We start from the raw sequence: 12,455 nt of genomic DNA on the forward strand, positions 1-12,455 counted from the left end.
TGGACCGGAATGCTCAAGGGGAGGCGGGACATGCTGTCGGAAGAGCCTCACGCGCCGGACGGTGCGGCCACCGAAGCGGTCCCGCCGCCCCGGGTCCCGCCTCAGCGCCAGGTCCTGGCGGACAGTGTGTACGAGGCCATCAAGGCGATGGTGATGGACCACAAGATCAAGCCGGGGGCCCGGGTGGGCATCGAGGCGCTCGCCCGCTACCTCGAGGTGTCACCCACGCCGGTACGCGAGGCCCTCGCCCGGCTGGAGGCGGACGGCCTGGTTACCAAGCGGTCCCTCGCCGGCTATCGCACCACCGACCTCCTCACCGTCGAGGGCATCGAGGAGCTCTTCGAGATGCGGCTGCTGCTGGAACCGCACGCCGCGGCGCTGGCGGCCGAGAGGGCCGATGAAGCCCAACTGGACCGGATAGAAGCGCTCATGGACGAGATGCGGGGCGAACCCGAGGAGGGCGGGAGCTATGCCGTGTACGGCCGGTTCGCCTCCCTCGACCAGCAGTTCCACGACGCGCTCGCAGCGGCGTCCGGGCACGGTCTGCTCGCGGACGCCGTCGAGCGGCTCCACGCGCATCTCCACATCTTCCGCCTCAGCGCCATCGCGGGTGCGGGCCCGGCGACGGTCGCCGAACACGACCGGATCCTGCGAGCCGTACTCAGGCGCAACGCCGACCGCGCCGCACAGTCCATGCGGGAACACCTGCAGAGCAGCCTGGAGCGCCAGCTGATCTGCTTCCGCGAAGGCAACTGAGCCGGCGGAGGCCCTTCTGCGAACAGGCACCCCATCAGTACGCGTCAGTCCGCGATCGCCGCGGCCACCTCGGTGAGAGCCGCGAGGCTGTGGCCGCTCACGAACGTGTCGCAGTAGGGGAGCGCGGCGGCCATGCCACCGGCGCGCGGGGCGTAACCGGGCGCAGCCTTGCGGGGGTTGACCCAGACGATCCGATGCGCGAGCCGCGCGAGACGGGCCATCTCACGTCCGACGGCTGCGGGATCCTCGCCCTCCCAGCCGTCGGAGAAGATCACCACCACGGCGCCGCGCGCCATGCCCCGGCGGCCGAACCGGTTGTTGAACTCGGCCAGCGCGTGGCCGATCCGCGTGCCGCCCGACCAGTCGGACACGGTGGCGCCCGCTCGTCGCAGTGCGGCGTCCACGCCGGCCGGGCCGGTGTGCCGCAGCAGCGGAGTGAGCCGGGTGAGCCGGGTGGCGAAGACGAACGCCTCGGCGGCCACCCCGGCCGCCGCGCGAGGGAAGAGACGCAGATAGGCGCGGGTGTACGGCTCCATGGAGCGGGAGATGTCGCACAGCAGCACCAGCCGTCGCCGCCGCATACGGTTGCGGCTGCGGGCCAGCGGCACCGCCTCACCGCCGGTGCGCTGCCCGGCGCGCAGGGTGCGGCGCAGGTCGATGCGGCGACCCCGGCGGTCCGCCTCCCGGCGGCGGCTGCGGCGCAGCGGCGCGTTCACCACCAACAGGGCGAGCAGCCGGTTCAGTTCGGCCAGTTCGCCGGGTTCGAGGGCGGCGAAGTCCTTGTGCGCGAGGACCTCGGCCGCGCTGCCCGCCGTACGCAGCTCCTCGGTTCGCCGGTCCTTCGTACGGTCGCGGTCCGACACTCCGCCGAAACTGCCGTGCGGCACCCGCGAGTTGGCCGGATCCCGGCCGATTCCCGACGGCACCGAGACCCGCCCGGGCTCGGGACCGTACTCGGCTCCGGGCAACGGCCGGGGTTCCCGGCGGACGGCGACCGAACGCGGAACCCCTGCGAAGAGCGCATCGAAGACCCGGTCGAACGGCGCGATCTGCTCACGACCCGTCACGAAGGCCAGGCGTGCCGCCCAGTACAACGCCGTACGGTCGACCGGCGGCAGCAGCCGCAACGCCTCCAGGAACCGCACCGACCGCTCCGGCGTCACCGCCACCCCGGCGCGCCGCAGTTCCTCGCCCAGCCGGCCGCCGAACTCGGCCCGGTCGAAGAGCGGAACGGCACCGGGGTTCACGGGTGCCGGTCCGCGACCAGCCAGTCCAGGCCGCGTTCCCGTGCCAGCTCCTGGTCCTCCCGGTACTTGAGCAGGGAACCGAGGGTGCTCCGGGCGACATCGGCGTCGAGGCGGGGCACGCCAAGGAGGTTCAGCGCGGAGATCCAGTCGATGGTCTCGGCGATGCCCGGAGCCTTCTGCAGCTCCAGAGTCCGCAGCCTTCGTACGGCGGCCGCGACCGCGGCCGCCAACTCCCGCGAGGTCCCGGGCACCCGGCGGCGCACGATCTCGACCAGCCGCTCGGTGTCCGGATAGTCGATCCAGTGGTACAGGCACCGGCGCTTGAGCGCGTCGTGCAGATCACGGGTGCGGTTGGAGGTGAGCACCACGACGGGCGGCACGGTGGCCCGGATGGTGCCGATCTCGGGGATGGTCACGGCCGCTTCGGCGAGCACCTCCAGGAGGAACGCCTCGAAGTCGTCGTCGGCGCGGTCGATCTCGTCGATGAGGAGGACGGCGGGTGCGGGCCCGGGGTGGGTGAGCGCGGCGAGCACGGGGCGTCGGAGGAGGTAGTCCTCGCTGAACAGGTCCGCCTCGGAGAGCTGTTCGTGCCGGGCCTCGGCGAGGCGGATACCGAGCAGCTGGCGTGGATAGTTCCACTCGTACAGCGCCTCGGCGGCGTCCAGACCGTCGTAGCACTGAAGCCGGATCAGCGGGCTGCCCAGTATTCCGGCCACCGCCTTGGCCGCCTCCGTCTTTCCGACGCCCGCCTCGCCCTCCAGAAGCAGCGGTTGGGGGAGCCGCAGGGCGAGGAAGAGGGCGGTGACCAGACCGTCGTCGGCGAGATAGCCCAGTGAGTCCAGCGCGGCGCGCAGACTTCCCACGCCCGGCAGACAGCGCTCGACGAATTCGCTCACGAGGCGTCGGCCTCCGGGTAACGGGAGGGGTCCTTCTCGTACGTGGCGCGGCAACCGGTGCAGCAGAACCAGCGGCGGTCGCCGCCGGCTTCGGAGTACGGGGTGTTGTCCGCGACGGCGACCGTCATGCCGCACACGGGGTCGACGGCCGTCAGAGCCTCCTCCGCCTCCGGAGACCGACCGCCCACCGCCTGGATGACCTCCGCCAGGATCGACACGGCGACCTCGCCCGGTGTGCGGGCGCCGATCCACAGTCCCGCCGGGGTGCGGATCCGCGCGCGCTGCCCAGGGTCGAGATCAAGCCCGGCCAGCACCGCGGCCCCACGCCTGGGGCTGGCGACAAGACCGATGTACGGCACCTCCGCCCGCACCGCCGACAGCAACACCGGCTCCTCGTCCCGGCCGTGCGAGGCGATCACCACCGCCTGGGTCCCGGCCAGCGAGTCCGGGGTGATCCCGTCGACGCCGGCCGACGTGATGTCGTAGCCGAGCGCCGGCCCGAAGGCAGCCACGGAACGGGCGATGGGCGAGTCACCCACCACGACCACGCGCGGCGCGGGCCGCAGCGGCTCCAGGAAGATCTCCAACTCCCCTCCGGACAGGCATGGGTTGGCGACGAGCAACGCCCCCTCCTCGACAACCGGCTCCCCGGTGCCGTCCGTTGTTGCCTCCGGCGAGATGCGGAGCAGCAGCGACTCGCCGCTCCGCAGGGTCCGCAGCGCCTGGACCCGGACCGTTGCCTCCGCGCAGACGCCTCCGACGAAGCCCTCGATACGGCCGTCCGCGAGGACCAGCGCGATGTCGCCCGGCCGCGCGCTCGCCGGACGGCGGGCACGCACCACGGTGGCTTTGACGAACGGCACATGACGTCCCGTCAGCTCGGCCATGCGTGCCTCGAGCAGTGTTGCGACGGGGCTCATTGGGGCGCCTCCACCTCGCCGTGCCGCATCGCCTGCCACACTCGGCCCGGCGTCAGCGGCATGTCGGCGTGGCGTACGCCGATGGCGTCGAGGACCGCGTTGACGACGGCCGGCGGTGAGCCGACGGTCGCGGACTCGCCGATGCCCTTGGCGCCGATCGGATGGTGCGGGGAGGGGGTGACGGTGTGGTCGAGTTCCCAGGCGGGGACCTCAAGGGCGGTCGGCAGCAGATAGTCCATGAAGGAGCCGGAGAGGCAGTTGCCGTCCTCGTCGAAGCTGATGAGCTCCATCAGCGCCATGCCGACCCCGTCGGCCAGACCGCCGTGCACCTGCCCCTCGATGATCATGGGGTTGATACGGGTGCCGCAGTCGTCCACGGCGATGAAGCGCCGCACCTTCACCGCGCCCGTGCCGGAATCGACGTCGACCACACAGACGTACGCGCCGAAGGGGTATGTCAGATTGGGCGGGTTGTAGACGGTCGTCGCCTCCAGATGACCCTCCATCCCGTCCGGCAGCTCCAGCGAGCCGTGCGCGGCGAGTGCGATCTCCTGGATCGTCTTCGTCACCGCCGGGTCGCCCGCGACCGACCAGCGGCCCTTGGTCCATTCGAGGTCGTCAGGACTGACCTCCAGCATGGCGCCCGCGATGATCCGCGCCTTGTCCCGCACCTTCCGCGCCACCACGGCAGCGGCCGCTCCTGACACGGGAGTTGAGCGGCTTCCGTAGGTGCCGAGCCCGAACGGCGTCTGGTCGGTGTCACCGTGCACGACGTCGATGTCCTCGGGCGGGATGCCCAACTCCTCGGCGATGATCTGCGCGAACGTCGTCTCGTGGCCCTGCCCCTGCGTCTGCACGCTCAGCCGGACCACCGCCTTGCCGGTCGGGTGGACCCGCAGCTCGCAGCCGTCGGCCATGCCGAGGCCCAGGATGTCCATGTGCTTGCGCGGCCCGGCGCCGACCGTCTCGGTGAAGAACGAAAGGCCGATGCCCATGAGTTCACCGCGGGCGCGCTTCTCGCTCTGCTCCTTGCGCAGTTCCTCGTACCCCGCGAGATCCAGGGCCTTGCGCAGACAGGTGGGGTAGTCGCCGGAGTCGTACGTCCAGCCGGTCTTGTTCTCGTACGGGAACTGCTCCGGACGCAGCAGGTTCCGCATCCTCAACTCGGCAGGATCGGCGCCGAGTTCGGCGGCAAGGCAGTCCACCATGCGCTCGATCAGGTACACCGCCTCGGTGACCCGGAAGGAACAGGCGTAGGCGACGCCGCCGGGGGCCTTGTTGGTGTAGACGCCGGTGACATGGCAGTGCGCGGCCTCGATGTCGTACGAGCCGGTGAAGATGTGGAAGAAGCCGGCCGGGTACTTGGTGGGCTGCGCGGTGGAGTTGAACGCGCCGTGGTCGGCGAGGACCTTGACCCGTACACCCAGGATCTTGCCGTCCCGGGTCGCGGCGATCTCGCCGGTCATGTGGTAGTCGCGGGCGAAGGAGGTGCTCATCAGGTTCTCGGAGCGGTCCTCCATCCACTTCACTGGCCGTCCGGTCACGATCGATCCGACGATCGCGCAGACGTATCCCGGATAGATGCCGACCTTGTTGCCGAAACCGCCGCCGATATCAGGTGAGACGACCCGGATCTTGTGTTCGGGGATGCCGGCCACCATCGCGTAGAGGGTGCGGTGGGCGTGCGGGGCTTGGGTGGTGGAGTAGAGGGTGAGCTTGCCGTCGACCGGATCCATGGAGGCGACCGCCCCGCAGGTCTCCAGCGGGGCGGGGTGGACACGCGGGTAGAGCATGGTCTGCTCGACGACGACGTCGGCCCGCTCGAACACCTCGTCGGTGGCGGCCTTGTCGCCCGCCTCCCAGTCGAAGATGTGGTTGTTCGTACGGCCTTCCAGGTCGTCCCGGATGACGGGCGCGTCCGCGTCGAGGGCGCGGCGGGCGTTGACGACCGGGTCCAGCGGCTCGTACTCGACGTCGATCAGCTCGATCGCGTCGCGCGCCGCGTAGTGGTCCTCGGCGACGACGAACGCGACCTCCTGGCCCTGGAAGCGCACCTTGTCGGTGGCGAGCACGGCCTGGGTGTCCATCGACAGGGTCGGCATCCAGGCGAGGCCGAGGCCGGCCAGGGTCTCGCCGGTGATCACGGCCTTGACCTTGGGGTGGGCCTCGGCGGCCGAGGTGTCGATGGAGACGATGCGGGCGTGCGCGAACGGGCTGCGCAGCACGGCCCCGTGCAGCATTCCGGGCAGGTGGATGTCGTCCACGTAGTGGCCCTTGCCGCGGACGAAGCGCGGGTCCTCCTTGCGCTTCATCCGGCCGAAGCCGATGGGCCTTTCCTCGGTCGTGGTCATGACTGACTCCCCGCGGCCTCGGCCTCGTTGCGTGCTGCCCACTGGATGGACTTGACGATGTTCAGATAGCCGGTGCACCGGCACAGCTGGCCGGAGATGGCCTCGCGGATCTCCTGCTCGGACGGATCCGGGTTGCGGTCGAGCAGCGCCCGGCCGGTGAGCATCATGCCCGGGGTGCAGAACCCGCACTGGAGGCCGTGCTGCTCGATGAAACCCTGCTGTACAGGGTCGAGTTCGGCGCCGTCCGCCAAGTCCTCGACCGTACGGATCTCGTGTCCGGCCGCCATGACCGCCAGGACCGTACAGCTCTTGACGGGCTCCCCGTCCATCAGCACCACGCACGTACCGCAGTTGCTGGTGTCGCAGCCCCAGTGGGTGCCGGTCAGTTCCAGATCGTCGCGGAGGAAGCGCACGAGCAGATGCCGGGGCTCCACCTCCCGGGTGTGGTCCTCGCCGTTGACGCTGACGGTGATCCGCATGTACGTCACGCCTCCCCTGCCGTGGATCCGGCGGCACGGGCCCGGGCGACCGCCCGCCGCAGTGCCCGCCTGGTGAGTTCGCCGGCCAGATGCCGCTTGTACTCCGCGCTGCCCCGGCCGTCGGTGACCGGCGAACAGCTCTCGGACGCGATCCGGCCCGCCTCCTGGTACAGCGCCTCGGACGGTTCGCTGCCGTTCAGGAGGGTCTGGACGGTGTGGAGGTTCAGGGCCCCGGCGCCGACAGCGGCCAGGCCCACGCCCGAGTCCTCGATCCGTCCCTCGCGCAGGGTCAGGGCGGCGCCCGCGGCGGCGACGGCCCAGTCACCGGCCTTCCGCTCGACCTTCTCGTACGCGCTGCCCGCCCCCGGCAGAACCGGGATCCGCACCTCGACGAGCATCTCCCCGACGCCCACCGCCGTTTCGTACGGTCCCTGGTGGAAGTCGGCCATGGCGACGATCCGTTCACCGGCCGACCCGCGGATCACGGCGCGGGCGTGCAGCGCGCCGCACACCGCGGACAGGTCCTCCGAGGGGTCCGCCTGGCACAGGGAGCCGCCGATGGTGCCGCGATTGCGGACCGGCGGGTCGGCGATCACCTTCTCCGCGTCGTGGACGATGGGGAAGTGCCGGCCGACCAGCTCCGATTCAAGCAGCGTGCGGTGCCGGGTCAGCGCACCGATGCGCAGTTCGCCCCCGGCCAGGTCGATGTGGTCGAGTTCGTGCAGGTCGTTGATGTCGATCAGGACCTCGGGGCCGGCAAGACGCAGCTTCATCATGGGCAGCAGGCTGTGCCCGCCGGCCAGCACCCGTGCCTCCTCGCCGTAGCGCCGCAGCAACTCCAGGGCCTCGTCCACGCTTTCCGCACGCTGATAGTCGAACGAAGCGGGTACCTGCACGGCACGCTCCCTCCCGGACCGAGCCCGCCCGGCAGGCCCCGGGATGGATGTCCGGGGCCCGCGCGCGAGGAACCATCCGTCGATTGAGGACCCGAACCGGTGTTCGGTGGTCCGGGGGAACTTTCGCGCCACCGGACGCGGCGGTCAACGGCGACTGAAGCGAATGCTTAAGAGACCTGCGCAGCGGGGGGTCCAACCGGTCGGACAACGGTTGTAATGGCGGTCATGACGCTGACTCAGCTCCGCGCGTTCGTCACAGTGGCCCGCCTCGGCTCGGTCAAGGCGGCCGCGGTGTCGCTCGGTGTCACGGAGGCAGCGGTCTCCGGTGCGGTCGCGGCCCTCCGTCGCGAACTCGGCGATCTGCTCTTCATCCGGGCCTCCGGCGGGATCAGTCTCACGCCGGGCGGCAGACGCCTCGCGGCCGGTGCCGCCGAGATCGTCGGCCTCGCCGAGGAGACCCGCCACCGGGTGCGGCAGGCGAGCTCCAGTACCGCCCACCTGCGGGTGGCGTCCACCGAGGCCGGCGCCGAGCAGGTGCTCCCCGCGCTGCTCGCGGCGTTCGGGCGGCGCCAGCCCGACCTGGACGCCGACACCCTCGCCGTGCCGGTTGCGGTCTTCGGCGACCTGCTCCGCGACCGCCGGGCCGATGTCACGATCGGTCCGGCCCCGCACCCGGAACCGGCCATCGAGTCGATACCGTTCCTGCGCTTCCAGCTGGTGGTCGTGGCGGCACCGGATCACCCGCTGCGACACCGCCAGCGGCTGACACCCGGCCAACTCGCCCACGAACCATGGTTACTCGGGCCGGCCGGACTGGACCCGGACACCCTGTCCGGCACTTTCCTCTCCCACATCGGCGTCGAGGCGAAGAAGGCCAAGGCCTTCCCCAGCGTCACGGCCTCGCTGAACGCGGTGGCCGGCGGGGCGGGGCTGTCCCTCGCCTTCCTGCACGTGGTGCGCGACGAACTGCGGCGCGGGTCGCTGGCGTTGCTCGATGTCTCCGGCGCCCGGCTCGGCGGCATGCTGTACGCGAGCGCGCTCGCCGGTGAACGGAGATCGACGACCGCCGCCGCGCTGTGCCGGTTCGTCACGACGCCGGCCGCGACGCAGGCGGTGCTGACCCGGTCCAAGGGGGTTCCCATGAACGAGTTCCGTCCGCCGGTCCATGTCACGATCTGGAGCTGACGGCCTCTCACGGGTCCGATGGTCTCCCACCGGGCCCGACGGTCTCTCGGCGTGTCTTAAGCAAACCCTGAAGAACGCATTGACGCCCTGGCGGGGCGTGCCCATCGTGTGTCCGTCATGGACTTCACCAACGAGTTCCGAGTGAACCTCCCCGCCGACCAGGCCTGGGTGCTGCTGACGGACGTGGAGCGGATCGCTCCCTGCATGCCAGGCGCCCAGCTCACCGGCGTGGACGGCGACGCCTACAACGGCCTCGTGAAGGTCAAGGTCGGTCCCATGACCGTCCAGTACAAGGGCGTTGTCTCCTTCGAGGAGAAGGACGACGCAGGGCGGACGGCGGTCCTTCACGCGCGCGGCCGCGACACCCGCGGCCAGGGCAACGCCGACGCCCGCGTCACCGCCCGGCTGACCCCGGACGGCGACGGAACACGGGTGACGGTGCACACCCGGCTCACCATCACGGGCAAGATCGCGCAGTTCGGGAAAGGGATGATCGAGGAGGTCAGCGGGAAACTGCTGACACAGTTCGTCGACAACCTGGAGGGGCAGCTCGCGGCCGAGAAGCAGGAGCCGTTGCCCGAGGTCGAGGTCGAGGTCAAGGCCGAGCCGGAGACCGGGCCCGAGTCCGGATCGGGGGCCTCGGCGGAGACCGCTCCAGCCGCCCCCGCGTCGGAGGGCGTCCGCCCCACGGAAGCCCCCTCCGTCCCCCGCCCCTCCGCCACGGCCGCGCCGGAACCCCTCGACCTGATGAGTGTCGCCCGGGGCGCCCTCCTGAAGCGCGCGCTCCCGGCCGTGATCGTCATCGCCGTGATCGTCATCGTGCTCGTTGTCTGGCTCACCGCAGGCTGAAGCCCGGCTGAAGCCCACACACATCAGGTTTTTGAGAGCCCCGACAGCCCATAAGCCGAGCTTATGAGGTCATAGATCGAACCCGGCTACTGACTTAGGCTTGCCTTAGTTTAGGCTTCCCGCGAGTTCGTCTGTTGTCGCTCGAAGGGAACCTGAACATGCCTCGCCCTCTGCGGGTAGCCATTGTCGGAGCCGGCCCCGCCGGGATCTACGCTGCCGACGCGCTGCTGAAGTCCGCAGTGGCGGCGGCCGAGCCCGGTGTCTCCATCGACCTCTTCGAGCGCATGCCGGCCCCCTTCGGCCTGATCCGCTACGGCGTGGCCCCCGACCACCCGCGTATCAAGGGCATCGTCAAGGCCCTGAACCAGGTGCTCGACAAGCCCCAGGTCCGCCTCTTCGGCAACGTCGACTACCCGGGCGACATCAACCTCGACGACCTGCGCGCCTTCTACGACGCGGTGGTCTTCTCCACGGGCGCGACGGCCGACCGGGCGCTCGACATACCCGGCATCGACCTCGACGGCTCGTACGGCGCGGCGGACTTCGTCTCCTGGTACGACGGGCACCCGGACGTACCGCGGACCTGGCCGCTGGAAGCGGAGAAGGTCGCCGTCCTCGGCGTCGGCAACGTCGCGCTCGACGTGGCACGCATCCTCGCCAAGACCGCGGACGAGCTGCTGCCGACCGAGATCCCGGCGAACGTCTACGACGGCCTCAAGGCCAACAAGGCCCTGGAGGTCCACGTCTTCGGCCGCCGCGGCCCGGCGCAGGCGAAGTTCAGCCCGATGGAGCTCCGCGAGCTGGACCACTCCCCGAACATCGAGGTCATCGTCGACCCCGAGGACATCGACTACGACGAGGGCTCGATCGCGGCCCGGCGCAGCGAGAAGCAGACCGACATGGTCGCCAAGACCCTCGAGAACTGGGCCATCCGCGACGTCGGCAACCGGCAGCACAAGCTGTTCCTGCACTTCTTCGAGTCGCCCACCGAGATTCTCGGCGAGGACGGCAAGGTCGTCGGCCTGCGCACCGAGCGCACCGCCCTCGACGGCACCGGCAACGTCAAGGGCACCGGCGAGTTCAAGGACTGGGACCTCGGCGCCGTCTACCGCGCCGTCGGCTACCTCTCCGACAAGCTGCCCAAGCTGCCCTGGGACGTCGACTCCGGCACGGTTCCGGACAAGGGCGGCCGGGTGATCCAGGAGACCGGCGAGCACCTGCAGTCGACGTACGTCACCGGCTGGATCAGGCGCGGCCCGGTCGGTCTGATCGGCCACACCAAGGGCGACGCCAACGAGACGGTCGCCAGCCTCCTCGACGACCACGAGAACGGCCGCCTGCACACCCCCGACGCACCCGCCCCGGAGGCCGTGGACGCGTTCCTGGCCGAGCGCAACGTCCGCTACACCACGTGGGAGGGCTGGTACCGCCTCGACGCCGCGGAGAAGGCGCTCGGTGAACCGCAGGGCCGCGAGCGCGTGAAGCTCGTCGAGCGCGAGGAGATGCTCGACGCGAGCGGCGCGTAGGACCTCGGCACCCCGAGTGTCAGTGCCGGACCGTAAGGTGCCGACGGCATTGAGGTCGGCGGGACGGCGAGGGGTGTGCGGGGCATGGGGGCCAGGCGGTCACTGGGACGGAACTTCGGGTGGCTGTGGGCGGCGTACGCGGTCAGTACGTGCGGTACGTGGCTCGCGTTCGACGCGTTCCCACTGATCGCGATCCTTGTGCTGCACGCCGGGCCGACGCAGGTGTCGGCGCTGGCCGCGGTGGGGCTGGCGGTGGGTGCGGCGGTGGCCGTGCCGCTCGGTCCGTGGGTGGAGTTCCGTCGCAAGCGGCCGGTGATGGTCGGGATGGACCTGGCGCGGTTCGCGGCGCTGCTGACCATCCCCGCCGCGTTCGCGCTCGGCCTGCTCAGTTTCGTCCAGCTCCTGGTGGTGTCGGTCGTCGTCGCGGCGGCCGACCTCACCTTCACGGCGGCAAGTGGCGCGTACCTGAAGTCACTTGTCCCGAGGCAGGACCTGCTCGTCGCGAACGGACGCTTCGAGTCCACGAACTGGACCGCCAGCATGGTCGGACCGCCGCTCGGAGGCGCCGCGATCGGGCTGCTCGGACCGGTGATGACCGTGGTGGCCAATGCCGTCAGCTTCCTGCTCTCGGCCGCGGGGATCCGTGCGATCGGCGGCGAGGAGCCGCGCCCCGTCCGCACCGGCGCACCGCCGCGGCTGCGGGCCGGTGACCTGCTCGACGGGTGGCGTTACATCCTGGCCGACCCGGCGCTGCGTCCACTGTTCTTCAACACGGTGCTGTTCAACAGCCTGCTCATGGCGACCTCACCGGTGCTCGCCGTCCTCATGCTCGGCCACCTCGGGTTCGCGCCTTGGCAGTACGGACTCGCCTTCGCGGTGCCCTGCGTCGGAGGCCTGATCGGCTCCCGGCTGGCCCGCCCGCTCGTCGCCCGGTTCGGACAGCACAAGATCCTGCTCACCGCGGGTGCCCTGCGGGCGTGCTGGTTGCCCGGGCTGGCCTTCATCCGCCCCGGCACCGCCGGGCTCCTGCTCGTCATGGGAGTCGAGCTCGGGCTGATCACCTGCTGCGGCGTCTTCAACCCGGTGTACGCCACCTACCGGCTCGACCGGACCCCGATCGACCGCGTTGCCCGCACCCTGTCCGCGTGGTCGGTCACCGGCAAAGCCGCCACCGCGGCCATGACCGGCCTGTGGGGGCTGCTCGCAGCTGTCACCGGCCCCCGCACCGCGATCGCGATCGCCGGGCTCCTCATCCTCGTCACCCCGCTCTTTCTCCTCAGGATCCGCGAGGCGCCACTGAAGGCTGTCGATCCGGGTGTTTCTTGTTCGACGTAGGAGTGAGAGCAGGAA

General features: G+C 70.7%; 11 protein-coding genes. 5 read left to right on the forward strand and 6 right to left on the reverse strand.

Annotated elements, in window-relative coordinates:
* The first annotated feature begins 30 nt into the window (after positions 1-30).
* On the forward strand, positions 31-756 hold the full coding sequence (locus tag OG246_RS27885; protein WP_266469414.1) for a GntR family transcriptional regulator: 726 nt from the start codon (positions 31-33) through the stop codon (positions 754-756).
* A 44-nt stretch (positions 757-800) separates the two neighbouring features.
* Here the strand turns inward: OG246_RS27885 and OG246_RS27890 are convergent, their stop codons facing one another.
* The 6 genes from OG246_RS27890 to OG246_RS27915 are packed head-to-tail and all read right to left on the reverse strand — an operon-like array spanning position 801 to position 7,545.
* A complete protein-coding gene (locus OG246_RS27890; protein WP_266469416.1) occupies positions 801-2,003 on the reverse strand; it encodes a VWA domain-containing protein in 1,203 nt (400 codons plus the stop codon).
* A complete protein-coding gene (locus tag OG246_RS27895) occupies positions 2,000-2,899 on the reverse strand; it encodes a MoxR family ATPase (RefSeq protein ID WP_266469418.1) in 900 nt (299 codons plus the stop codon). Before OG246_RS27895 ends, OG246_RS27890 begins: the two co-directional genes overlap by 4 nt.
* Positions 2,896-3,819, reverse strand: coding sequence for an XdhC family protein (locus OG246_RS27900; RefSeq protein WP_266469421.1), 924 nt, complete (start codon positions 3,817-3,819; stop codon positions 2,896-2,898). Before OG246_RS27900 ends, OG246_RS27895 begins: the two co-directional genes overlap by 4 nt.
* Positions 3,816-6,170, reverse strand: a complete 2,355-nt coding sequence (locus tag OG246_RS27905; RefSeq protein ID WP_266469423.1) for an aerobic carbon-monoxide dehydrogenase large subunit — start codon at positions 6,168-6,170, stop codon at positions 3,816-3,818. Before OG246_RS27905 ends, OG246_RS27900 begins: the two co-directional genes overlap by 4 nt.
* Positions 6,167-6,649: a (2Fe-2S)-binding protein gene (locus OG246_RS27910; RefSeq protein WP_266469424.1), complete on the reverse strand. Its 483-nt coding sequence runs from the start codon at positions 6,647-6,649 to the stop codon at positions 6,167-6,169. Before OG246_RS27910 ends, OG246_RS27905 begins: the two co-directional genes overlap by 4 nt.
* A 5-nt stretch (positions 6,650-6,654) precedes the next feature.
* Positions 6,655-7,545 (reverse strand): xanthine dehydrogenase family protein subunit M, encoded by an 891-nt coding sequence (locus OG246_RS27915; protein WP_266469425.1) that lies wholly within the window; start codon positions 7,543-7,545, stop codon positions 6,655-6,657.
* Positions 7,546-7,770: 225 nt separating this feature from the next.
* On the opposite strand from OG246_RS27915, the gene OG246_RS27920 reads away from it, so the two are divergent.
* The 4 genes from OG246_RS27920 (at position 7,771) to OG246_RS27935 (ending at position 12,440) form a co-directional block, all read left to right on the forward strand.
* A complete protein-coding gene (locus tag OG246_RS27920) occupies positions 7,771-8,730 on the forward strand; it encodes a LysR family transcriptional regulator (RefSeq protein ID WP_266469426.1) in 960 nt (319 codons plus the stop codon).
* A gap of 117 nt (positions 8,731-8,847) precedes the next feature.
* The gene (locus OG246_RS27925) at positions 8,848-9,579 is read left to right on the forward strand and encodes an SRPBCC family protein (protein ID WP_266469427.1); all 732 of its coding nucleotides are present in this window, start codon (positions 8,848-8,850) and stop codon (positions 9,577-9,579) included.
* Between the two features lie 158 nt (positions 9,580-9,737).
* Positions 9,738-11,105: an FAD-dependent oxidoreductase gene (locus tag OG246_RS27930; protein WP_266469428.1), complete on the forward strand. Its 1,368-nt coding sequence runs from the start codon at positions 9,738-9,740 to the stop codon at positions 11,103-11,105.
* Between the two features lie 84 nt (positions 11,106-11,189).
* Entirely contained in the window at positions 11,190-12,440 is a 1,251-nt protein-coding gene (locus OG246_RS27935) for an MFS transporter (RefSeq protein ID WP_266469434.1), read from the forward strand.
* The last annotated feature ends 15 nt before the right edge of the window (positions 12,441-12,455 follow it).

The sequence above is a fragment of the Streptomyces sp. NBC_00620 genome (assembly GCF_026341825.1).
In the GTDB taxonomy this organism is placed as follows: domain Bacteria; phylum Actinomycetota; class Actinomycetes; order Streptomycetales; family Streptomycetaceae; genus Streptomyces.

Bases quoted from the DNA above. Each gene is read 5' to 3' on its own strand.
- OG246_RS27920 (WP_266469426.1), top strand. From the start codon at position 7,771: ATGACGCTGACTCAGCTCCGCGCGTTCGTCACAGTGGCCCGCCTCGGC.
- OG246_RS27935 (WP_266469434.1), top strand. From the start codon at position 11,190: ATGGGGGCCAGGCGGTCACTGGGACGGAACTTCGGGTGGCTGTGGGCG.
- OG246_RS27910 (WP_266469424.1), bottom strand. From the start codon at position 6,649: ATGCGGATCACCGTCAGCGTCAACGGCGAGGACCACACCCGGGAGGTG.
- OG246_RS27885 (WP_266469414.1), top strand. From the start codon at position 31: ATGCTGTCGGAAGAGCCTCACGCGCCGGACGGTGCGGCCACCGAAGCG.
- OG246_RS27925 (WP_266469427.1), top strand. From the start codon at position 8,848: ATGGACTTCACCAACGAGTTCCGAGTGAACCTCCCCGCCGACCAGGCC.
- OG246_RS27905 (WP_266469423.1), bottom strand. From the start codon at position 6,170: ATGACCACGACCGAGGAAAGGCCCATCGGCTTCGGCCGGATGAAGCGC.
- OG246_RS27930 (WP_266469428.1), top strand. From the start codon at position 9,738: ATGCCTCGCCCTCTGCGGGTAGCCATTGTCGGAGCCGGCCCCGCCGGG.
- OG246_RS27900 (WP_266469421.1), bottom strand. From the start codon at position 3,819: ATGAGCCCCGTCGCAACACTGCTCGAGGCACGCATGGCCGAGCTGACG.